Here is a 21,361-nt window from a genome sequence, read left to right on the forward strand (position 1 = left end):
TTGAGATTAGTATATCAGCGGCGTTGATCCAGAGATGCTGTTCGCAACCTGAAAGCGCGAAGACGAGGATCAGGTTCTTGCCATGAGGTCGGGGTTGTCGGTTGCCGGGGGTGGCCAACGTGATGCTGACAGGCGCAGGCCGGGGATTACCGGGGCCGAGCCGCTCGTCGGCGTGGAGATGGCGGACGCGGCCTGCCGCCCCGGCCGGCAGGCCTTTGTGGATGGGGCACCGTCGGCATTCCGTTACTTCCAGGTTGCGGCCCGGGAGCCGGGCGACTGGAGCTTGCGGCGCAGGTCACCGGCCTGAGGGTGGCCGAGATCGCGGAAGATCTCGTACGCCTCCAGCCAGCGCTCGCGGGCCGTCTGCGGGTCTCCGGTGGCCTCGCTCGCGTCACCGAGGTGCCCGAGCAGCTGGGCCCGTAATTCGGGGCTGTCCATCGTGCCGGCCAGCCGGAGGCCACGCCCGTAGTGCCGGATCGCGGTCTCCGGGTCGCCCAGCCGCTGGTAGAGCAGGCCCAGCGTGTCCAGGGTGACCACCTCGTTGGCCCGGTTACCCGCCCGTTGCTGTAGCTCCAGCGCTCGCAGCTGGAACTGCAGCGCCTGTTGGTAGGCGCCGAGCTCGGAGTGGTACCAGCCCACCGCGAGGCTGGCCTTGCCCGCCCAGAGCGGGTCGTCGAACTCGGTGAAGAGTGACAACGCCTGCTCGGCCTGGTCGAGCGCACGCTCGCTGTCGCCTTGCAGCCAGTACACGTAGGACAGCACGAAGCGGTTTTCCGCCTCGCCCGCCCGGTCTCCGGCGGTGAGGCTCAGCTCGAGCGCCTGCCGCATGTGGGCGTGCGCGTCGTCGAACCGGTCGAGCCGGCCGTTCACCGCGCTCAGGAAGCGGTGCGCGTGCGCCGCCGCCGGGCGGTCGGTCATGGCGGTCGCCGCGCGCAGCGCCACCGCCCACGCCGCCCCTTCGTCGTGCCAGCGCCGCTGGTCGTTCAGGAATGTGTCCAGCGCCCAGCTCAGCTGCCACGCGTGCCGGTGCATGCCCTCCTCCTCGGCCTGCCGCAGCGCGGTCAGCAGCACCGCCTGCTCGGTCTTCAGCCATGCCAGGGCGGCCGGGAGGTCGAACACGCGTTTCGGCTCGGCCCCGTCCGCAGGCGCGCCGAGGGTCATCGGGATGGGCGCGCGCACCGGATTCAGCACCAGCTCCGCGTGGTACGCGGTGTGCGTGTAGTGGTCGAGCAGCCGGGTCAGCGCCGCCTGCCGCACGGCCTCGGACTCCTCGGCCCGGGCGCGCTCGCCGGCGTAGGCGTGCAGCAGGTCGTGCATCCGGTAGCGGCCGGGCGCATGCTCGGTGATCAGGCTGGCGTGGGTCAGTTCGGCCAGCGTCCGCCGGACATCGGGCAGCGCCCGGCCGGCCAGCGCGGCTGCGGCGGCCACCGAGATGTCGGCACCCGAGGCGAGCCCGAGCAGCCGGAACAGCCGTGCGGCGTCCTGGCTCAGCGCATCGTAGGACCAGGAGAACACGGCGTCGATCTCGAGGGCCGCGAGCCGGCCCCCTGGGTGGCGCAGCTCCGCGGCGATCGCCTCGGGCTGGAAACCGGTCAGCCGCGCCCGCGCACCGACCAGCGCCAACGCCAACGGGAGCCGTCCGCACGCGGCCGCGATCGCGGCCACGGCGTAACCGTCCGCGACCTCAGGCCCCGGGCGCCGACCGGTGTCCGCCGCGGACCGGGAACGGTGCGGCCCGGCCTCGGCTGCGGGTGACCGGGTGTTCGAGTCGGTCTTCTGCGGGGCGCCGATGCCGAGCCGGTGGCTGAGCAACTCGACCGCCTCCTCGATGTCCGGGATGTCCAGCGTCAGCGCGGCGGCACCGGTCTCGGCGATCAGGGCGGTGAGCTGCCGGCGGCTGGTGACGACCGTGCGGGCGGCCGGGCCGGCCGGCAGCAGCGGCCGGACCTGGTCGGCGTCGCGGGCGTTGTCGAGCACGACCAGCAGGTGGCGGTCGGCGGACCGGCTGCGGTAGAGCGCCACCTGCGCCGCGAAGCCGGTCGGGACGCGGTCGGGCGGCACCCCGAGGGCGTCCAGAAATCCGCGGACCACCTCGGCCGGATCGACCGTGGTGTGCTGGGAAAAGCCGCGCAGGTCCACGTACAGCCGGCCGTCCGGGAAGCTCGGCGCGACCAGGTGAGACCAGTGCACGGCGAGTGAGGTCTTGCCCACTCCGGCGGGCCCGGAGATGGTGACCACCGCGGCTGTGGCCGCGTCGAGCGCGCGCAGCGCCTCGGCGCGACCGGTGAATCCGTCGACGTCGGCGGGTAACTGCGCGGGCGCCGGTGGGTGTCCGGCGTCCGGCTGCGCGGCGAGCTGGAAGGCGGCCCGGTCCGCCGGGGACAGCTTCAGCGTGTCGGCGAGCACCCGGACGGTGCTGGACCGGGGCACCGCGACGCGGCCGGACTCGATCGCGCGGATCTGTCGCTCGCTGATGCCGGACAGGGCGGCCAGCTCCTCCTGCGTGAGCAGTGCCCGAATCCGGAAGTCACGCAGCACGCTGCCGAACATCGATCCCCTTCCCGCCGGTCCACGGTATTCGATCACGTTCGTGGCGTTCGCAGCCTAACCGCCGGTTAACCGCCGGTCGAGCGCCTGCCGCCGGACCGCCGCGGTTGGTTCGCTGGAGGGACCTCACCGGTCCTACCACTGGAGGAAAGTTGACGTTCCGCACGCGAAGACGGCGCTCGCCGCGGGGGCAGCGCCGACGATCGCATGACGGGCGTGGTCGTCGCGATCGGCATGGCGATCGGCCGGCGGCGAGGCGTGCGGGGTGACCGTCGGATACGGCCCCTCGGCGCGGCGACGTGGGCTACGGCAGGACGACATGTCACGAGAACGTCGTGATCGACAACCCCAACGAGGCGGCTCCAGGTCCATCGGGCCGGGCGGCCACGCCTGACAGCCGGGCACTACGGCCAGTACGAGCGCACGGTGAGCTGCTGATCGCAAACGTCCGGTGATCGGCCGGAGCGGGTGGCCCGGCCCGCTCCGGCCGCCGAGTTCCGCGGACGGGTTCGCCAAGCCCGGCCGCCTTGATGTCGCGGAACGGCGTTGGGCTCTCTCCCCGGAGTTCCGGCCACGCCGAAGAGCTGTTTCCGCTGCCTTACTTCCGGACCGGGCCGGGGTTCGTTTCCGCCATCCCTCTTCTTGGCCCTACAGCCCTACGGGAAGCCATGAGCACTATTCGCATGAGAGCAATCACATTTCTGACAGTGTCGGTTCTATTGCTGTGCGCGTCGATGACGGTCTCGGCGCAGAGTGTCGGCGCGCACGCCACCACCACAGTGATGACGCAGACCGGCTGCGATCACATCCGTGATCGATTCCCGTCACTCGCCCGTCAAGGCAAGAGGAAGGTGCTGTGTGTCGCGCCGGTGGCGCAACGGCCCGGCAGATCGGTCCTGAGTTCGACGAGCGCCGCCGCCGACCCACCACCCCTGCCCGGCTGGTGCATCGACCCCCCTGACGATCAGTCGAAGAGCGCGTGGAAGACCAGGCGATTCGCCGCCTGCCTGATCAACTACGCGACCGTCAGCGTCTACGACACCACCACAGGGCTTCTGCTCGGCCGCACCACCGTGAACTACATCCATTTCATCGGCATGTTCTACGACAGCCTGGAACTCACCGATGTCTTCGCGATCGTCCGCTTCTTCTCCGAGGGGGAACTGGTCCCGGATGACGCGATCAGCTTCCGCCTGGTGGCCAGTTGTTCCGTCGGCTGTACGGCGGGCGACTTCGGCCCTGCGATCACACTGCCCGACAGTTCCACCCAGTCTCTGACCCCACCCGTACCCCATCTGGTGAACGTGCCCCAAGGTGGCCAACGCACCGTTCACACCACCTATGAGCTGCAGCTGACGCATCCGGGTGGGGACACGGAAGTGATCAATTATTTCCCGCCCACCCAGGGCCCCTACCCCTCGCCGGACATTCGCTGCGACAGGATTCTCAGCGGCGCCGGCTGCGTCATACCGAGTTTCGCCCCCACGCTCAACGGACTGGCCGACTATCCGGCGGTCAGCGCTCACATCAGGACGGCGCAGGCCGGTGGGCTTCCCGGGGCACCCGGCACCGCGCCCCTACACCGGCTGGCCGACGCGGCCAAGGCCAAGAAGAACCGGGACACGGCATGCCCCGACTCGCTGCCCCGTCCCTCAGGGCAGACATGCGACGAATACCCCATGGCACGTACCTGGGAGGGCGCCTGGACGAGCGGCGGCGCCTTCAGCCGGGCCATGGTCCCCGAGGCGGAGAACGAGGGTGCGGGAGGGAAGTTCGGAGCACTCGTCCGCTACCAGCGACTGCTGGACCGGGATGCCTTCTGGGTCGATCCCAACTGAGTCGCCGGTACGCCCCCTTCACGTTCCCCTGCCGGGCCCGGTACCGGACCGGCCGTCACGTAGATCCGCCTATGAAAGGACAGCCATGACAAGCACGAACGCGACGACCTCGGAGCGGTTCAGGAGGGCTCTTCTTGCCGTGGTCATCGGAGCGGCGTTCACGGTCGCCGGTCCGATCTCCGCCGCGAGCGCCACCCCATCCGAGTGCGATCAGTCCGGGATTCCCGACTACTACCAGGTCGTCAACGGTTCCAGCCCCAATCTGGGCGACCGCACCCTCCAGTTGTGGAACGGCGGCGCCTTCAACTACAGCTACGCCCGGCTCTCACCTCGCTACTCGGGCGAGCAGGTGTGGGTCGACCGTAGCCTGAACGGGATGCCCAGCAGCCTGCCCATGTACCCCACCACCGAGCAGGTGAACGCGAACGGCGGCTGGAAGCAATGCGGTCCGTTCTCCAGCTCCGAAAGCAGCCTTGTCATGAACTGGAACACCAGCCAGCAGCGGCACTACGCGGTTCGGGCCTGCGCGCGCACCGCGATACTCGGCAGCTTCTGCGGCAACTGGTACATCGACCGGAGCTGACCGGCCGCCACGGCACCGGGCCGGTGGCTCGCACGTCACCACCGGCCGACCACCCCGCCCCCGGCACAGCCCTTCTGAGGGCTGTGCCGGGGGCAGGCGCCCGCCGGGTATCACCTTGACGCCCCGGTCAGTTCCCGGGAGGTCTGCCCTACCCCGGCACGGCCCAGGCGGCTGGGCCACCAAGCCCGCGTGTCCAGATCCCGTACCAGCGCCGGGACCAGCAGGGACCGCACCACCAGGGTGTCGAGCAGGACGCCGAAGGCGACGATGAAGGCTGTCTGGACGAGGAAGGCCAGGGGGATCACCACCAGCGCGGCGAAGGTGGCGGCGAGCACGACGCCCGCCGAGGTGATCACCCCGCCGGTGGTGACCAGCCCGCGCAGCACACCCTCTCGCGCCCCGTGGTGCGCGGTTTCCTCGCGCACCCTGGACATGAGGAAGATGTTGTAGTCCACCCCCAGCGCGACCAGGAAGACGAAGCCGTACAGCGGTACGGACGCGTCACTGCCGGTGAATCCGAACACATGCGTGAAGACCAGCGCGGAGACGCCGAGGGTGGCCAGGAAGTTCAGCGCCACGGTGACCACCAGGAGTACAGGCGTCACCAGCGAGCGCAGCAGGACGATCAGGATGAGCAGGATGATCACCAGGACGACCGGGACGATGAGCAGCGTGTCGTTCTTCGCGGTCTCCGTCGTGTCGTATCGCTGGGCGCTGTACCCGCCGATCATGACACCGTTCTCGGCGGCGAGCGCGGCACGCAGGCGCTTGACCGTGTCCTGGGCGGCGTCGCCGTCCGGCGCGTCGTTCAACGTCGCCTCCACCAGCACGAGTCCATCGACGATCTTGGGGGTGTCGCCCGGTCGTCCGCTCCGGGTCACCGCCGCGGTGTCGGACACGCCCTCGACGCCATGGGCCGTCTTCTCCACGGCCGCGGCACGCCCGGCGGGGACGACGATGACCGCGGGCTGCCCCGAGCCTCCGGGGAAGTGCTCGCTCAGCGTCGCCTGTGCCGCCACCGACGGCGCGTCGTTCACGAAGGTCTCGTCCAGCGGCACACCTCTGGCGTTCAGTTGCGGCGCGAAGAGGGCGAGGCCGATGAGAGGCAGGATGGTGGCGATCCAGAGGCGGCGCGGATGGCGGTCGACCAGGGTGGCCACCCGGCCCCAGATCCCGCGGGCCTCGGCGCCTGCCGGACGCGGCTTCGCCGGCCACAGGGCGGCGCGACCCAGCAGGACGAGAGCCGCGGGCAGGAAGGTGAGCGCGCTGAGGGCGGCGCACACGATGCCGATGGCGCCCACCGGGCCGAGTGCGCGGTTGTTGGTCAGGTTGCTGAGCAGCAGCGCGAGCAGAGCCAGGGCCACCGTGGCGGCACTGGCGACGATCGGCTCGAACGAGCGCCGCAGCGCGACGCGGCCTGCGGCGAAGCGGTCGCCGGTCGTGGCCAGTTCCTCCTGGAAGCGGGCGGTCAGCAGCAACGCGTAGTCGGTGGCCGCGCCGATGACCAGGATGAACAGGATGCCCTGCACCTGGCCGTCGACCCGGACGATGCCGCGGTCGGCCAGGAGGTACACCACGGCGCATGCCAGGCCCAGTGCGAAGACCGCGCCGGTGATGATGACGAGCGGCAACAGCAGGCTTCGGTACACCGCCAGCAGAATGATCAACACGGTGATCAGCGCCACCCCGAGAAGCAGGCCGTCGATCCCGGCGAAAGCGCCGGACAGGTCGGCCCGGGTGGCCGCCGGTCCCGCGAGCTGAGCCCGAAGGCCGTCGACCGCCACCGCCGAGCCGATCCGGTCCAGGGTCTCCCCGAGCGAGCCCTCGAGGTCGGGGCTGAGCTGGACCACGCCCCGCAGCGCCTGGCCGTCGTCCGATCCGATGGCGGGCGTGGGCGTCCCGACGACGCCCGCCGTGCCGCGCAGCGAGGCGAGCGTCCGGGTCGCCGCGGCGCTCTGCTCGGGAGCGATGTCCTTCCCGTCCGCGGTCCACACCACGATGAGTGGCTGCGTCTCACCCTGGCGGAACCTCTCCTGCACTTCCAGTACGCGCGTCGACTCCGCACTCTGTGGCAGGAACGCGGCCTGGTCGTTGGTGGACACCTCGGTGAGCTTGCCGGCGAACGGCCCCAGCCCTCCGCCGACGGCCAGCCAGACCAGCACCAGCAGTGCCGGAACAAGCCAGCGGATCGGTTGCCGCGCCATGAGATCACCTTTCCGCGATGTCATATAACTCTATTATTGAGATACTTAATTGTTGAGTTAATGTAGCATGACGGCATGAACGGCGATAGCGAGGTAGGCATCGACCTGCAGTCCTTCGCGGTACGACTGCGCCGGATGACCGCCGAGTTCAACCGCATCGCCCATGAGTTCGCCCACGAGCAGGGGCTGCACACCACAGATGTCCAGGCCCTCATGAAGATCTTTGACGCTCCGTCGCCGATCACTCCAGGTCGGCTGCGGGAGGAGTTGAACCTCACGTCGGGTGCCGTCACCGCGTGCCTCGACCGGCTGGAGCGGGCCGGGCACATCCGCCGGGTTCGCGACGTGCACGACCGGCGCGTGGTCCACCTGCACTACCTCGACGCGGCGAAGGAATTCGCCGCGGCCTTCTTCGGTCCGCTCGGCCGTGGCACGGACAACGCCCTGCGGCGTTTCAGCCCGGAGGAGTTGCGCACCGTGGCAGCCTTTCTCGACGCTATGAACGGGGAACTTGGCGTGTTGCGAGCCGAGTCGGGTTCTTCCTGACCTTGTCTTCGAGTGCGCGGGCCGAACGGTTGCGTTGAGGTGCTGCAGAGATTCCGGGGGCTACCGGGGATCGACCGAGCGGAAAACGGAAACGCCTCGGGGACCATGCCCCGAGGCGTTTCGATTGAGATCTTTGTCAGCCGAGAGCGTCCCTGATTCGCGCGATCGGTCTGCGGCAGTCCGCCTCAGCGGAACCGCGGGTCGTTTCCGGCCTTCGTGGTCACCTTGAGCGACAGAGCGTTGGCGATCTCACCCCACGAGACATAGGAGAAGTTCGTGGCGTCGCGTTCGTCGTCGACGTCGGGCCCGGTCTCGGGCTCGTCGTGCGTGACCAGCAGGCCTTGGCGGTAGTCACCGACGGGACGGTTCGTCACGGCAAGCCCGTCGGAGCCGTTGACGTCGTCGGCTCCCTTGGCGCCCTTGACCCGGAAGCTGCCCAGCGGAGCGTTCTTGCCCTGCCGGTCGTAGACCGCGAACGTGTCGTCTCCCTGGCTCGACACGATGACGTATCCGGTCGAGCCCGGGCCGTAGTAGATGTCGACGCCCTCGGCGTCAGCCGTGAGCCGGTTGCCGCCGAACCCCTTGGCCTTCGGGTCGATCGGCCGGCACTCTTCGGACTCCTTGTCGTAGGCGTCGTGGATGCCGAAGTCGGTGACCTTGTCGATGAGCGTCGGCTGCCCGCCCGAGCCGAGCGGCAGCCGCAGCCGCCACAGGCCGACATCCTCCTGCGCGGCATAGAGAACGCCCGACTTCTGGTCCACCGCGACACCCTCGAACTGCGGCAGTACGCCCGGCTCCGCACACGGGGACCAGGTCGAACCGTCCGGCAGCTTGAAGGTGCTCGGCATCGTCAGTTTCCTGACGTTCGTGTAGCCGAGCTTGCCGTCGATCTCGACGATGCGCGCGGTCGCGAGGGTCGTGGCACCTTCCTGGGTGACGACGGCATACGTCTCACCGCGCTTCGGCTGCCAGACGGCGAGTCCGTACGCCGTGTGCTCCTCGTCGACGGCTTCACGGTCAGGGTTGAACAGGAACCGCTGATCAGCCGCGGTGACCTCGGTCAGCGGCGTACGCGCCGCGGCGCCGGCCGGGTCGATGACGAAGAACCGGAGCTGGTCGTTGTAGCGGTCCGAGACGACCGCGACATCGACCACGCGGCCGGCGAGTGTGATGTCGTAGGCGATGTCGACGTTGTTGTACCGGCCTTTGGCCGTGTCGGCCCGCGGGGCCTCGGTCGCGGCCAGTGACTGGAGCTCCCGGGATTTCATGTCGTAGACGCGCAGGCCCCCCTCCTTGGCGGTCACGATCACGATCGACTTGTGGGAGTCCTTCGGGTGGACCCAGATCGCGGGGTCGTCACCGGAGGCGTTGCCTCCCTCTTCGTCGTCATAAAGGGCAGGCGTCTCGTTGTCCGTCGTCACGACTGCGGGGTCGCCCCGATGCTCAACGGCGGGAAAGGCCGCCGCGGGGGAGGCGGCGAGCAGGGCGGCGGCAACTGTGCCAACCGACAGTGCGGCTTTCAGGATGTGAGTCACGTGTTCGAGCGTGCCCGACGAAGATTGCCGCGGATCTGACCGGTGGATAGCTGCCAGTTGAACTCTGGAACTCGTCATGTGGGGAGGACGTCGTCGGCTGCGGCCATGCCGCAGTGCGAGGTATCGGGGCGGGAGGCTGCCACTCAGGCTCGCATGGCGAGCAACGTCTTCCGGGCTGCGACGAGTGCTTCCTCTTCGGAGGCTCCGGTGTGCAGAGCGACCCTGGCGAATGTCGCTGCCTGCTCAGCCATCCGTTGACCAGCGCGGCCGCCGTCTCCGCTTCGCGCGTGGAGTAGACGAACCGTCGGCCGTCACTCAACGACAGGACGAGCGCCGGCCCCTTCCCGCCGACGACACCCCAGCCCGCATCACTGTCGTCCAGCTTGTACCGCCCGGCGGGAGCTTCGCTCCTGGCCTCAGCGAATCGTATCCTCGGGTACGGCGCCGTCCGGCGTAGGGCGGGTAGCCGGGGGACCCTCACCGTGGTCCCCGAGCCGTCGATCATCATCGCGGATGGCCGGTCAAGAAGCCGGGCACGCCGGGTGGGCGGGCAACTCGAACCAGACGGCCTTTCCGGGCCTTCCCGTGCGCGTGCGGTCGGTGCCCCAGGAACGGGACAGCATGTCGACGAGGAGCAGGCCGCGGCCGTCCTCGTCGTTGTCGGGTTCCTCGCGCACCTGGAGCAGGGCCGGATTCTCGTCCTCGACCTCGCAGCGCAGCGTGCCTTCCCGGAAGGAAAGGGTGATGACCGGTACCCCCCGTCCGTGGAGCAGGGCATTGGTGACCAGCTCGCTGACGAGCAGTTCGGCGATGTCGCTCTCCCCGTCGTATCCCCAGTCGGTGAGCTGGGCGCGGACGAGATGCCGCGCCATGGGCGTTGACGAGACGTCGGGCGACAGCGTCCATGAGGCCCGCCGGATGCGCGCCGTGCGGACGGCTCGGGCCACGGGCTCGCCGAGTCCACGAAGGAGCCGCCATAGCCGGTGCCATCCCCCCGGACGGCCGTTCCCCGGCCGGGCCGGGGAGGCCGACCAGCCGGGTGCCGCGGGACACCGGCGGCACGCGAGTTCAGGCCGCCTGCGCATAGGAATCCCGGTGAGCGGGGATGCTGCGCCCGTCGGGCAGAAGCTCGCCGGTGTCGTCGAACAGCACCACACCGTTGCAGAGCAGCCCCCATCCCTGTTCGGGATGGAACGACACGAGGCGGGCCGCGTCGTGATCAGGGGCGTTCGCGGGCGGGCACGGAGGCTTGTGCTGACACATGACCGTTACCTCGATCCTTGACGATCGCAGGAGTTTTCGAAGGACACCGGCTCCGGCTTGACGGTCATCGCCGGCGTTCCGGTCCAGTGAGCTGCTTTCGCTTCCTACGATGCCGCGCCCGCCGTCCGTTGTCTGCGCTGGCAGCACCCATTCGGGCCCCGTGCCAACGGCAGTCCCGGCATACCCGCTAACTGCAATACGCCGTCCGCGGCCTGCCGCCATCCTGGATTCGTAACTCTGCGTTGTCCTGTCGTTGACGGACGGTTCGGGTTCGCGCGCCGAGTCGCCAGGTAGATCGTTTGCCTAGGTCAGGGGTGTCTCTCGGAACATCCCGGTGGTGAGAGGAGTTCTGCGAACGGAGGCGGCGCTGCCCTGGAGAGCCGGGGCGGAAGGTGCCGGAAAACTTCGGGAGATGTGTCGATCTGACCGTGTCCCATTCGTCGTCATGTTGTACGGCAACCCGCCGCGCGAGGACATAGAGAGAGTCGGGTCATGAAGTACATGTTGCTGATCTACGGTGCCGCGACGACCGACGGGGCCGACCAGTGCGACTTCGAGGAGTGGGCGCGCTATGACAAGGCGCTGAAAGAGGCGGGAATCTGGGTCACCGGGCACGCGCTGAAGGATCTGACCACCGCCACGACGGTCCGGGTCGGCCCGGCAGGTGAGCGGACCGTGACCACGGACGGGCCGTTCGCCGAGACCCGCGAGATCCTCGGCGGCTACGACATCATCGACGTACCGAACCTCGACGTCGCGCTCGACTGGGCCGCCCGCTGCCCCGGATCGCGCGACGGCGGATCGGTCGTGGTGCGGCCGGTCGCCGAGTTCGAGGTCTGACCCCGATGGACGAGCGGGCCGCCGGTGCCAGATCGTCCGTGGAGTCGATGTTCCGTGAGGAACACGGCCGGCTACTCGCCTCCCTGGTCCGCCGCTTCGGTGATCTCGATCTCGCCGAGGAGGTCGCCTCCGAGGCCGTCGAGGCGGCGCTGGTGCACTGGCCGGTCGAGGGCGTTCCGGCCAGGCCCGGGGCCTGGCTGCTGACGACGGCCCGGCGCCGGGCCGTCGACCGGCTGCGGCGGGACCAGGCCTACGCCGCCCGGCTCGCCATCCTGCAGGTGGAGGCGGATCGGGCGGACCCCGCCCCATCCGCGGACGCGAACAGCGATCTTCCTGACGAGCGGCTGCAACTGTTCTTCACCTGTGCCCACCCGGCCCTTCCCGCCGACGATCGCGTGGCCCTGACCCTGCGCTGCCTGGCCGACCTGACGACGTCCGAGGTCGCACGGGCCTTTCTCGTCCCGCCCGCGACGATGGCCCAGCGGATCGTGCGGGCGAAGAAGAAGATCCGCGAGGCCCGCATCCCGTTCCGGGTGCCCGGCGCCGACGAATTGCCGGAGCGCCTGCCGGGGGTGCTCCAGGTCATCTATTCGATCTTCACCGAGGGGTACGCGGCCAGCTCGGGCTCGGATCTGCAGCGGCTCGACCTCGCCGAGGAGGCCATCAGGCTGGCGCGGATCCTGCACCGGTTGCTACCCGCCGAGCGGGAGGTCGCCGGACTGCTCGGGCTGATGCTGCTGGTCCATGCGCGACGCGATGCCCGGAGCGGTCCGGGCGGCGAGCTCGTGCTGCTCGATGACCAGGACCGCGGCCGCTGGGACCGCGTGATGATCGAGGAGGGCCGCGGCCTGGTACTCGTCGCGCTGACCGGTGGTCCACCCGGCCTGTACGGGGTTCAGGCCGCGATCGCCGCTCTGCACGACGAGGCCGCGGACGTCGCGACCACCGACTGGCCGCAGATCGTGGCGCTCTACGACGTGCTGCTCGCTCTCGCGCCGTCCCCGGTCGTCGCGCTGAACCGGGCCGCGGCGGTGGCGATGCGCGACGGGCCGGAGACGGGCCTGGCGCTGCTCGACGAGTTGGCAGCCGAGCCGCGACTGCGCGGTTACCACCCCTACCCGGCGGCCCGGGCGGATCTGCTGTGCCGGCTCGGCCGGTTCCCAGAGGCCGCGGCGGCCTACCGGGAGGCGCTCGACCTGGCCGGCACCGAACCCGAACGTGCCCACCTGCGGGGCAGGCTGAGCGCGGTCACGACGGCAGGTCCGGCCGACACCTGACGGTTGGAGAACAAGGAGAGTTGGACATGGACCGTGACGAGATCCTCGCCTGGGTGAAGGCCGAACGGCTCAGCCTCGCCGACTTCCTCGATGACCTCGACGATCACGAGTGGAAGGCGGCCTCCCTCTGCTCCGGCTGGACCGTGCACGACGTGGCCGCGCACCTGACGCTGTCCACGCGCACCACGCTCCTCGGCACGATCAAGGGCATGATCCGGGCACGCGGCGACTGGGAGCGGATGGAGGCCGACCTGGCACGGGAACGGGCGGCCCGGTTCGGGCCCGCGGAGCTCATCGCGCAGTTCCGCGAGACGGCGGGCTCGCCTCGTCGCGCGCCGGGTTCCGCCCCGTTGGACCCGCTCACCGACGCGCTGGTGCACGGGCAGGACATCGCGCGACCGCTCGGGCGGGCGCGGGAGATGCCCGCGGAGCGGACGGTCGCGGCGCTCGATCACGTCTGGCGCAGTTTCTTCTACGGCGCCCGCAAGCGCTTCCGCGGCACGCGGCCGGTCGCCACCGACCTGGACTGGTCGGCGGGCGAGGGGCCGGACGAGGTTCGAGGGCCGGCGGCCGACCTGCTCCTGCTGGCGACCGGACGAGCCGCCGGACTCGCGGGCCTGTCCGGGCCGGGCGTCGAGCGAATCGCGGCCACGCTGTAGGCACGCGTGTCGAGGTGCGGGTATCGACGGTTGAACATGGTGCACGAGCGTCCGGGTCCGCCGACCTCGGAAGCCGGTGGGTGGGCGAAGGAGAGCCGGGCCGGAGCCAGGCTGATCACCCAGCGCTGGGTCAGTTCACCTCCCTGTGGATCACGCGCACCGCGCCGGCCGTCATCGGGATGACGATCCAGAAGATCGTCGACACGGCCAGCCGAGCGGCGTCGCCACCGGTCATGTCGCCGGCCATCAGGGGAGTGACGGTGGTGTTCAGGTCGAACCACTCGACCAAGACCTCGCCGACGGCGCCGAGCCTGCCGACCACGGCCCACAGGATCGGGGTCGACAGGCAGATCACGATCGCGGCCGGTGCGTTCAGCAGCAGCATGCCCACGGCGAGCCCCATCGCGACCACGAGGACGTTCGTCCCGGTCCAGCCGAGCAGGGCGAGGGGCGCGACCTCCCAGCCGGCCGGGACGTTCTGAACACCGGCGATGACAGCCGTCACCGGCACCGCGACCAGCATCGCGAACAGGGAGGCGGCCACGGCCGTGATCAACGGCGGCAGGCACTTGGCGGCCAGCACCCGCCGGCGCCGGGGTTCGAGCACGAAGGTGGTCAGGGCGGTGCGGTGGCTCCATTCGCCGGTCACCGTAAGGATGCCGAGCACGGGGAGCAAGGTCCCGAGTCCGATTCCGGCGGTGCCGACCAAGGTGTGCAGCTCCGGACCGGAGACGACGCCGCGACCGATGATGGACGCGATCACCAGGGTGGCCAGGCCCGCGGTCATGATCTTGCTGCTGCGGGTGTCGAAGAGCTTGCGGGTCTCGACCGACAGCAGCCGGCGGAACGGAATCGGTGTCCGGGGCCGATGGACGTCCGTGCTCTTCGAGCCGACACCCCTGGCGTCGTCCGTCCTGGTGCCGTTCATCGAGTCTTTCTGGGAGGAGGTCATTCGGGGCTCCGGTCGGCGTTCGCGGTCAGTTCGAGGAAGGTCTGTTCGAGGCTCCGGCCCTGGCCGAGCTCGCCGACGGTGCCCTGGGCGAGGACGCGGCCGCGGCCGATCATCACGATGTGGTCGGCGACCTGCTCCACCTCATGCAGCAGGTGCGAGCTGAGCAGCACGGAGCAACCCGAGCCGGAGAGGCCACGGAGCAGCCCACGCATCCACTGGATGCCTTGGGGGTCGAGACCGTTGGCGGGCTCGTCCAGGATGAGCACCCTGGGCCGGCCGAGGAGCGCGTGACCGATGCCGAGACGCTGCCTCATGCCGAGCGAGTAGCCGCCGGCAGTCCGCCGGCTCTCCCGGCCGGTCAGCCCGACCAGGTCGAGGACCTCGTCGACCCGCGACCTCGGCAGGCCGAGCGTCATCGCGCCCAGGGTCAGGATCTCCCGCCCGGTGCGGCCGGGATGCTGGGCGCCTGCGTCGAGCAGCGTGCCGACCTGGGAACCCGGGCAGTCCAGCTCGGTGTACGGCCGGCCCAGCACGGTGGCCGAGCCCGAGGTGGCGCGGGAGAGCCCGACCAGGATGCGCACGGCCGTCGACTTTCCGGCGCCGTTGGGCCCGAGAAAGCCGGTGATGCTCCCTGCTCCGACGGCGAAGGACACGTCGTCGAGTGCCTTGACACCTCTGTAGACCTTGCTGACGTGGCTGAATTCGATCACGGATCCAGTCCATCGGATGTGCGGCCACAGGCCATCGAACCCAGGTCGAGGGCCACCGGACGCGGGGCCGGATTCCTCTCCCCGGTTCTCGACCTGTGGCCACCTGGATATCGACCCAGGTCGCTAAGGCATCGGCCCGCTGCTCCATAAGCTGTGGGCTGTGGACGACCGTACGGAGAATCAGCTGGGCATCGCGCTGCGCTACCTGTGTGCCGTGCTGCCGATGCTGTTCTACGGCGTCGTCCTGGTCGTGATCGTCTCCCGGGACCGTGACCGGCTCGCATGGGCGCTGGCCGATGTGGGGCTCGGCGTGATCGGGCTGGTTCTGATCCGCTGGCGGCGTCGCCGGCCGTGGCCGATCGCGCTGGCGACCGCTCTGCTGACCGTTTTCTCCACCACGGCGACCGGCCCCGCCCAGGTCGCGTACGTGTCCCTGGGAACGCATCGTCGGTGGCGCCAGTTCATCCCGGTCACGGTCGTGTCCTGGCTGTGCCTGGTGGCACGTTCCAGCTGGAACGGCGTCAACCAGGCGACCGTCGTCTCCGTGGTGACCGGAACCGTCATCCTCGGCGGGCTGATCGTCTTCGGCCTGTACCTGCGCGGGCGTCGTGACCTGGCCGTCTCACAGCGAGAGGCGGCACTGGCCGCGGGGCGCGAACAGCTGCAGCGGATCGAGCAGGCCAAGCTGGCGGAACGGGCCAAGATCGCCCAGGAGATGCATGACGTCCTGGCTCACCGCATCTCCCTGTTGTCGATGCTCGCCGGCGGCCTGGCGTACCGGACCGACCTCACTGCCGAGGAGACCCGCGAGACCGCATTGGCCATCCAGGAGAACGCACACCAGTCGCTGAACGAACTACGCGGCGTGCTCGGCACGCTCCGGTCCGACGGCGCCCTGGAGGCCCCGCAGCCGAACCTGGCCCACGTGGATGCCCTGTTCGACGAGGTGCGCGCCGCCGGCCAGCAGGTCGAGGTGGACGACACCATCGACAACCGGGAACTGCTGCCGACGCAGACCGGCCGGCACGCGTACCGGATCGTGCAGGAGGCCCTCACCAATGCGCGCAAGCACGCGCCGGGCAGCCGGGTGACGGCCGAGCTCGGCGGGCGGCCGGGTGACGGTCTGCGAATTCGGGTGAGCAACCCGGCGCCGGCCGGGACGTCCGCAGGCCCCGGCGGGAGGCTGGGGCTGGTCGGTCTGGCCGAACGGACCCGGATGGCCGGTGGCACCATCAGCCATGCCGTCCAGAACGGGCGCTTCGTCCTCGACGTCCGGCTGCCATGGGAGGCTTGACACTGTGATCCGACTGGTGATCGTGGATGACGACCCGATGGTACGGACCGGGCTGCGTCTCATTCTCGGTGGCGAGCCCGACCTGGAGCTCGCCGGCGAGGCCGGGGACGGCCTGCAGGCCATGGGCGTGATCCGTGACCTGCGGCCCGATGTCGTGTTGATGGACATCCGGATGCCCAACCAGGACGGGCTGACCACCACCGAGCTGCTGCTGGCCCGGCCGGACCCGCCCCGGATCCTCGTGCTCACCACCTTCGACGCCGACGACATGGTGCTCCGGGCCCTGCGGCTCGGTGCCGACGGCTTCCTGCTGAAGGACACGCCGCCACCGAAGATGATCGAGGCGGTCCGCGCCGTGGCGAAAGGGGAGCCGGTGCTGTCGCCGAGCGTCACACACCAGGTGATCGCCGCTGCCACCGGTAGGCACGAACCGCGGCGCGCGGAGGCGCAGCGGGAGCTGGCCAAGCTCACCGAACGCGAGCGCGAGGTCGCGATCGAGGTGGCCCGGGGCGGCTCGAACGCCGAGATCGCCGAACGTCTCTACATGAGCGTCGCGACGGTGAAGGCGAACATCACCCGGATCTTCGCCAAGCTGGGGGCCGACAACCGTGTCCAGGTCGCCATGAAGGTGCGCGACGCCGATCTCCGCTGAACGTGAATGAGCGACCCCGTTCAGTGTCTTCAGTAGGGGAGGAAGATCTGGCGTTCCGTCGCGCTGTCGTCGAAGGACTCCAGCCGGGTCTGTCCTTCGGTGGACAGGGTGTCCAGCATGGTGTGGAGCAGCGCGGTGCACAGAACCGTGGGACCGGCGTGGGAGTCGAAGGCGAAATCAGAGCTCACCGGTGCGAGCAGGACCTCGTCCGCGAGCTCGGTGAGCCGGCCCACCGGCTGGTCGGTGATGAGGGCGATCTTCAGCCCGACCCGACGCGCCCAGGTGAGCCCCTGTTCCAGCTCGCGCGGGTAGCGCGGCAACCCGATGGCGAGCACCCATTCGGCTCCGGAGTCCGCCGCCCGGCTCAGCCGGTCCTCCGCGATCGAGCCCGCGATGTCCAGCACCCGTACGTCGGGGAGCACCTTCTCCGCGAGATGGCCGAACAGGTGCGCCAGCGGTGCGGAGATCCGAAGTCCCATCACGAGGAGAGGGCGCGACCTGGCCAGTTGACCCGCCACCTCCCGGAGCTGACTCAGATCCCGGAGGCTGTCCCGCAGTCGTTCAAGGTCGCGGATCTCGGAGTTGACCAGCTCCTGGATCTCGTTGAGGTTCTCCGCGGGCAGCGCCGGCCGTGCGCCGCCGAACACCGATGAGCGGAGCGCGTCCCGGAACTCGGGGAACCCCCTGAATCCGAGCGCGGCGGCGAAGCGGGTGACCGACGGTTGGCTGACGCCCACACGCTCGGCGATGTCGGCACTGGTGAAGAAGACGGCTTCCTGCGCGTGCTCAAGCAGGTAGCGCGCGATCCGGCGCTGTGAGGGGGAGAGCCGGTGGTCGTCGAAGAGCCCGCGCAGGTTCGCGGCGATCCGCGACGCGTCCGGCACGGCGAGCGGCTGGCCGGTCTCTCTGGCGTGCCCCATTCTTGAACTTCCCTTCCCCGCGGAGTGACGGACTCAGCGATGATTCTCACCGCCCGGCGGGCAAGGTGATCGGGTTTTGGCCGCATGACTTCAAGAGTGTGGGGCGAAAGCGGCGCCGGGCGGCCCCCACAGGGGACCGCCCGGCTTATCGGGGCGCGCTCAGTGCTTCGGGCCGTTGCCGTTGAAGCGGGTCTTGCACTCCTGCAGCCGCACATCGACCTGCTCGCCCCTGTCGACGGTGACCTTCACCGTCTCAAGGACCTCACCGTTCGGACGGGCACAGGTGAGCGTCCAGCTCTCCTGGAGGAAGTTGCCCGGGCCGGTGGCGACGACACCGTTCTCGGTGTAGGCCGGGACCGGCCGCACCGACGGGTTGACGTGCCAGGTGAACTTGCCGTTGGTCGGGGCGACCAGGCTGGACTCCAGGTGGGTGGGGACCGCCTGGGGCGGGTCGAGGACAGTGCTCGTCTGCCGGATCGGCGCGGTCCACAGGTCGAAGTCCTTCGTGATCGTCAGAACCGCGCCCTTCGGCGCCTTGCCCGTGATCACGGAGTGTCCCGCCGGGTCCGCCGCGTACTCCAGGGCCACCAGGAACGCCTCACGGTTCGACTTGCCCTCGTAGCGACCGGTGCCGAGGTAGTCCTCGATCACCTCGGGGTAGGTGTTGTTGGTCGACTGGGTCTTCATGATCTCGTACGTGAAACCGAGGCCGCGGGTGGCGTAGTACGACCAGTCCGGGGTCTCGCCGGTCGTCTCGTAGTCGAAGCCCGACTTCATGCCCACGTAGCCGTTCTTGGCGGCCATCGCGTCGGTCAGGGCGGCGTAGACGGCCTCGTCGGGGGTGTCGCCCGCGCGCTTCTCCAGCGGCGGACGGAGGAGGGTGTGCCCGGAGGTGTGGTTCGTGATCAGGACGGTGACCTGGTTGTTCGTGGTCAGGTCCATGATGTTCCGCACCTCGGGCTCGGAGGCCGGCGCCGGGCCGCGGTTCGTCACGTTGGAACCCGCGTTGCTGCCCCAGCCGAAGGGGTAGTTGCGGTTGAGGTCGACCCCGCCGCTGCTGGCGCACGTCGGCGAGATGCCGCAGCTGGTGCGCCGGTTGATGACGAACCCGTCCACGTTGACGACCGGGACGAAGATGACCCGCGCCTGGTCGAGCAGGCGCTTGATCTTCGGGTCCTTCCCGGAGTTGTTCACCAGGTCGTAGGCGAACTCCAGGGTGTGCTCACCCGAGGGCCACTCGTTCCCGTGGTGTATTCCCATCATGAACAGGACGGGCTTGCCGTCGGAGGCGTTGACGTCGCGGGTCACCTCGATGCCGTACACCTCGCGGCCCTGGCGGGTCTTGTGCGGCAGCGTGATGTGCTTGACGAGGTCGGGGTACTGCTTGCTCAGCGCGAGCATCTCGTCGTTGTAGTCGGTGATCGTCCGGTAGGTGGTCCGGCCGCTGGGCAGCGTCGCTGACTGCGCCGCCAGCAGCTGGGCGGTTGCTGCGATGTCGGTGGACTCGGCGAAGGTGGTGGTGGCCGCCGGAATGCTGAGACTTCCCAGAAGTCCGACGCTCAACGCAAGCGTCAAAACGCGTTTCTTGGCGCTCCAGGTCGCGGGGGACTGCGAGTCTCTTGAAGACATGCTGAAAGGACCTTTCTAGCCACGGACGAATTGGCGTCAGAAACGCGCGCTTCTTCCCGCTCTGTTCTTTCGGGAGCGCTCTTGGATAACCGACTATCGACCGTTGATTGCAAACTTTCAGTTAGTCTTAGCCATGAATGTATGGTTGTCAACCAGCTGTGCCGATGGTATTTCCGCACATGTGTGGAATGTCGGGGGTGAGAGATGCCTTCGAAACGCGGCCGGAGCGGGCGGGGCGCCGCCGGGCGGGTGAGCCTCGACTCGGATCGGGTGGGGTGTCGTGCGGGTGCTCAGGTGCGGTGGTGGGTCGCTGGGTGCCAAGTTAATCGGGACATGGGCCATATGGTGGTTAAGGGTCTGTTACAAAATGGGGCCGACCGGTTCCCGGGACGTCGCGGGCAGCGGCTCGATCGGTACGACGGTCAGGGAGAAACACCTGGTCATGACGTCGTACGGGCGAGTACTTCCAGGGGGCTGGCCAGTATTTCGGAGAAGGCGAGTTCGGCCGCGCCGATCAGGGTGACATCGTTCCCGAGAGCCGAGGTGCGGAGCTGTACCTTCTCCCGGGAGATCACCAGCCCATTGGCCGCCACCCGGCGATGGACCTGGTCCGCCGAGCCCCGGTAGATGTCACGCAGCATCCCGCCGAAGATCACCAATCCGGGGTTGAAGAGGTTGATCAGGTTCGCCACCCCGATGCCGAGCCAGTCGCCGATCCGGTCCAGCGCGTTCTGGGCCGCGAGGTCGCCGCGGCCGGCGGCGTCCACCACGGCCCGTATGCCGTCGTGGCCGACCAGTTCGGAGGCCCGGCCGGCGGCGTCGAGCAGGGCCTGCTCGCCGACCTCCGCCTCAAGGCAGCCTCGCGAGCCGCATCCGCAGGGTCGCCCGTTGTACGGGTTCACTATCATGTGCCCGAGCTCGCAGCCGTACCCGCCGTCGCCGTCCAGCAGCTTGCCGCCGACGATGATCCCGCCACCCACGCCGACATCCCCGTGCAGGTAGACCAGGTTCGCGAAGCCGATGCCCACCCCGCGTTCGTGCTCGGCCAGCGCGCCCAGGTGGGCCTCGTTGCCCACGGAGACCGGCAGCCCGAGCCCCAGCCTGAGGCCGAGTTCGGCACCGAAGGCCTGGTCCACCCAGCCCATGTTCGGCCCGAAACGCACCATCCCGTCACCGGGCCGGATCATGCCGCAGTAGGCCGCGCCGACTCCGACGCAGATCGAGTCCGGAGCCGCCTCACGGTGTATCCGGCGGGCCAACCCGGCGAGCACCTCGACCACGTCGTCGAGGTCGGCCCCGGCGCGTGCCCGGACCGCCTCCCTGCGGTCCAGGATCTTCCCGCCCAGCCCGACCCTGGCGGCGACCAACCGGTCCACGGCGACGTCAAACGCCAGTACGTACACCCGGTCGGACTCCGGCCGGACCACCAGCGACGGCCGGCCCGCCCTGCCGGTCTCCTTGGGGAGTTCCTCGCGGACCAGGCCCGCCGAGGTGAGCTCCGAGGTCAACGCCATGATCGTGCTGCGGTTCAGCCCCATCCGATCGGCCAGCACCGTGCGGGAGACCGGGCCGCCGAGGTGAACATGCCGGAGCAGGGTGCCCAGATTGTGCTGGCGGATCTCCTCCTGGGACGGACCGGCTTTCAGCATCGTGGGGATCCTGACGACTCGGGGCTGCCGCCGTTGTGCTTGACGACAATGATGATTCTAGATTCTTAGCGCACTCCGCGGAATCGTCAGGTCGTTCGTGGGCGCGGTGGAGGAACATCCGGCCCCGGACGCGGTCGACCGGGCGTCGGCCGCCTGCTCGCACCGCACTGACGAGCCGGCGGAAAAGACCGCGGACGGGGGCCCGGCAGGAGGAGGGGGGGCGGCGCGGACACGACGGAGAGGGGGGGGGGCCCACAGGTGGG

At 69.4% G+C, this 21,361-nt stretch carries 18 protein-coding genes; 8 read left to right on the forward strand and 10 right to left on the reverse strand.

The features are described 5' to 3' along the window. Positions 1 to 243: 243 nt before the first annotated feature. Positions 244 to 2,550, reverse strand: a complete 2,307-nt coding sequence (locus tag ACWD3H_RS20150) for an ATP-binding protein (RefSeq protein WP_451956049.1) — start codon at positions 2,548 to 2,550, stop codon at positions 244 to 246. 704 nt (positions 2,551 to 3,254) lie between these two features. Between ACWD3H_RS20150 and ACWD3H_RS20155 the strand changes: the two genes are divergently transcribed. Together ACWD3H_RS20155 and ACWD3H_RS20160 are read left to right on the forward strand one after the other, a co-directional pair. Continuing rightward, positions 3,255 to 4,385: a NucA/NucB deoxyribonuclease domain-containing protein gene (locus ACWD3H_RS20155; RefSeq protein WP_451956050.1), complete on the forward strand. Its 1,131-nt coding sequence runs from the start codon at positions 3,255 to 3,257 to the stop codon at positions 4,383 to 4,385. An 85-nt stretch (positions 4,386 to 4,470) separates the two neighbouring features. Beyond that, positions 4,471 to 4,968: a hypothetical protein gene (locus ACWD3H_RS20160; protein ID WP_451956051.1), complete on the forward strand. Its 498-nt coding sequence runs from the start codon at positions 4,471 to 4,473 to the stop codon at positions 4,966 to 4,968. A gap of 110 nt (positions 4,969 to 5,078) precedes the next feature. On the opposite strand, the gene ACWD3H_RS20165 is transcribed toward ACWD3H_RS20160, so the two are convergent. Then, positions 5,079 to 7,172 carry an MMPL family transporter gene (locus ACWD3H_RS20165; RefSeq protein WP_451956052.1) on the reverse strand — a complete coding sequence of 698 codons (2,094 nt, stop codon included), beginning with the start codon at positions 7,170 to 7,172 and terminating at the stop codon, positions 5,079 to 5,081. A 75-nt stretch (positions 7,173 to 7,247) separates the two neighbouring features. Here ACWD3H_RS20165 and ACWD3H_RS20170 point away from each other — a divergent pair, with 75 nt between their 5' ends. Continuing rightward, the gene (locus tag ACWD3H_RS20170) at positions 7,248 to 7,718 is read left to right on the forward strand and encodes a MarR family winged helix-turn-helix transcriptional regulator (RefSeq protein WP_355569203.1); all 471 of its coding nucleotides are present in this window, start codon (positions 7,248 to 7,250) and stop codon (positions 7,716 to 7,718) included. Between the two features lie 185 nt (positions 7,719 to 7,903). Here the strand turns inward: ACWD3H_RS20170 and ACWD3H_RS20175 are convergent, their stop codons facing one another. The 3 genes from ACWD3H_RS20175 to ACWD3H_RS20185 all read right to left on the reverse strand — a co-directional run bounded on the left by ACWD3H_RS20175 (position 7,904) and on the right by ACWD3H_RS20185 (position 10,516). Further along, positions 7,904 to 9,253: a phytase gene (locus ACWD3H_RS20175; protein ID WP_451956053.1), complete on the reverse strand. Its 1,350-nt coding sequence runs from the start codon at positions 9,251 to 9,253 to the stop codon at positions 7,904 to 7,906. A gap of 521 nt (positions 9,254 to 9,774) precedes the next feature. Beyond that, positions 9,775 to 10,338, reverse strand: coding sequence for an ATP-binding protein (locus ACWD3H_RS20180; RefSeq protein ID WP_451956054.1), 564 nt, complete (start codon positions 10,336 to 10,338; stop codon positions 9,775 to 9,777). After that, a complete protein-coding gene (locus ACWD3H_RS20185) occupies positions 10,322 to 10,516 on the reverse strand; it encodes a DUF5999 family protein (RefSeq protein ID WP_451956055.1) in 195 nt (64 codons plus the stop codon). Before ACWD3H_RS20185 ends, ACWD3H_RS20180 begins: the two co-directional genes overlap by 17 nt. Before the next feature lie 492 nt (positions 10,517 to 11,008). On the opposite strand from ACWD3H_RS20185, the gene ACWD3H_RS20190 reads away from it, so the two are divergent. The 3 genes from ACWD3H_RS20190 to ACWD3H_RS20200 are packed head-to-tail and all read left to right on the forward strand — an operon-like array spanning position 11,009 to position 13,292. Next, positions 11,009 to 11,356 (forward strand): YciI family protein, encoded by a 348-nt coding sequence (locus ACWD3H_RS20190; protein WP_451956056.1) that lies wholly within the window; start codon positions 11,009 to 11,011, stop codon positions 11,354 to 11,356. Positions 11,357 to 11,361: 5 nt separating this feature from the next. Further along, positions 11,362 to 12,633: an RNA polymerase sigma factor gene (locus tag ACWD3H_RS20195; RefSeq protein ID WP_451956057.1), complete on the forward strand. Its 1,272-nt coding sequence runs from the start codon at positions 11,362 to 11,364 to the stop codon at positions 12,631 to 12,633. Positions 12,634 to 12,659: 26 nt separating this feature from the next. Further along, positions 12,660 to 13,292, forward strand: a complete 633-nt coding sequence (locus tag ACWD3H_RS20200; protein ID WP_355567870.1) for a maleylpyruvate isomerase family mycothiol-dependent enzyme — start codon at positions 12,660 to 12,662, stop codon at positions 13,290 to 13,292. Between the two features lie 130 nt (positions 13,293 to 13,422). On the opposite strand, the gene ACWD3H_RS20205 is transcribed toward ACWD3H_RS20200, so the two are convergent. Then, positions 13,423 to 14,244, reverse strand: coding sequence for a hypothetical protein (locus tag ACWD3H_RS20205; protein WP_451956058.1), 822 nt, complete (start codon positions 14,242 to 14,244; stop codon positions 13,423 to 13,425). Beyond that, positions 14,241 to 14,954, reverse strand: a complete 714-nt coding sequence (locus ACWD3H_RS20210; protein WP_451956059.1) for an ABC transporter ATP-binding protein — start codon at positions 14,952 to 14,954, stop codon at positions 14,241 to 14,243. Before ACWD3H_RS20210 ends, ACWD3H_RS20205 begins: the two co-directional genes overlap by 4 nt. A 160-nt stretch (positions 14,955 to 15,114) precedes the next feature. Here ACWD3H_RS20210 and ACWD3H_RS20215 point away from each other — a divergent pair, with 160 nt between their 5' ends. Beyond that, a complete protein-coding gene (locus ACWD3H_RS20215; protein WP_451956060.1) occupies positions 15,115 to 16,248 on the forward strand; it encodes a sensor histidine kinase in 1,134 nt (377 codons plus the stop codon). A gap of 4 nt (positions 16,249 to 16,252) precedes the next feature. Beyond that, positions 16,253 to 16,900 carry a response regulator gene (locus ACWD3H_RS20220; RefSeq protein WP_451956061.1) on the forward strand — a complete coding sequence of 216 codons (648 nt, stop codon included), beginning with the start codon at positions 16,253 to 16,255 and terminating at the stop codon, positions 16,898 to 16,900. Between the two features lie 29 nt (positions 16,901 to 16,929). Here the strand turns inward: ACWD3H_RS20220 and ACWD3H_RS20225 are convergent, their stop codons facing one another. The 3 genes from ACWD3H_RS20225 to ACWD3H_RS20235 form a co-directional block, all read right to left on the reverse strand. Further along, positions 16,930 to 17,820, reverse strand: coding sequence for a MurR/RpiR family transcriptional regulator (locus ACWD3H_RS20225; protein ID WP_350958793.1), 891 nt, complete (start codon positions 17,818 to 17,820; stop codon positions 16,930 to 16,932). Between the two features lie 159 nt (positions 17,821 to 17,979). Then, positions 17,980 to 19,383, reverse strand: coding sequence for a M14 family zinc carboxypeptidase (locus ACWD3H_RS20230; RefSeq protein ID WP_355567854.1), 1,404 nt, complete (start codon positions 19,381 to 19,383; stop codon positions 17,980 to 17,982). Positions 19,384 to 19,889: 506 nt separating this feature from the next. After that, positions 19,890 to 21,098: an ROK family transcriptional regulator gene (locus ACWD3H_RS20235; RefSeq protein WP_355567851.1), complete on the reverse strand. Its 1,209-nt coding sequence runs from the start codon at positions 21,096 to 21,098 to the stop codon at positions 19,890 to 19,892. Positions 21,099 to 21,361: the final 263 nt, after the last annotated feature.

The organism is Streptosporangium sp. NPDC002607 (genome assembly GCF_053592655.1).

Excerpts from the sequence above, each read along its gene's own strand:
- ACWD3H_RS20190 (WP_451956056.1), top strand. The coding sequence starts at position 11,009 with ATGAAGTACATGTTGCTGATCTACGGTGCCGCGACGACCGACGGGGCC.
- ACWD3H_RS20180 (WP_451956054.1), bottom strand. The coding sequence starts at position 10,338 with ATGCGCAGGCGGCCTGAACTCGCGTGCCGCCGGTGTCCCGCGGCACCC.
- ACWD3H_RS20170 (WP_355569203.1), top strand. The coding sequence starts at position 7,248 with ATGAACGGCGATAGCGAGGTAGGCATCGACCTGCAGTCCTTCGCGGTA.
- ACWD3H_RS20165 (WP_451956052.1), bottom strand. The coding sequence starts at position 7,172 with ATGGCGCGGCAACCGATCCGCTGGCTTGTTCCGGCACTGCTGGTGCTG.
- ACWD3H_RS20195 (WP_451956057.1), top strand. The coding sequence starts at position 11,362 with ATGGACGAGCGGGCCGCCGGTGCCAGATCGTCCGTGGAGTCGATGTTC.
- ACWD3H_RS20235 (WP_355567851.1), bottom strand. The coding sequence starts at position 21,098 with ATGCTGAAAGCCGGTCCGTCCCAGGAGGAGATCCGCCAGCACAATCTG.
- ACWD3H_RS20225 (WP_350958793.1), bottom strand. The coding sequence starts at position 17,820 with ATGGGGCACGCCAGAGAGACCGGCCAGCCGCTCGCCGTGCCGGACGCG.
- ACWD3H_RS20200 (WP_355567870.1), top strand. The coding sequence starts at position 12,660 with ATGGACCGTGACGAGATCCTCGCCTGGGTGAAGGCCGAACGGCTCAGC.
- ACWD3H_RS20205 (WP_451956058.1), bottom strand. The coding sequence starts at position 14,244 with ATGACCTCCTCCCAGAAAGACTCGATGAACGGCACCAGGACGGACGAC.
- ACWD3H_RS20185 (WP_451956055.1), bottom strand. The coding sequence starts at position 10,516 with ATGTGTCAGCACAAGCCTCCGTGCCCGCCCGCGAACGCCCCTGATCAC.
- ACWD3H_RS20160 (WP_451956051.1), top strand. The coding sequence starts at position 4,471 with ATGACAAGCACGAACGCGACGACCTCGGAGCGGTTCAGGAGGGCTCTT.
- ACWD3H_RS20150 (WP_451956049.1), bottom strand. The coding sequence starts at position 2,550 with ATGTTCGGCAGCGTGCTGCGTGACTTCCGGATTCGGGCACTGCTCACG.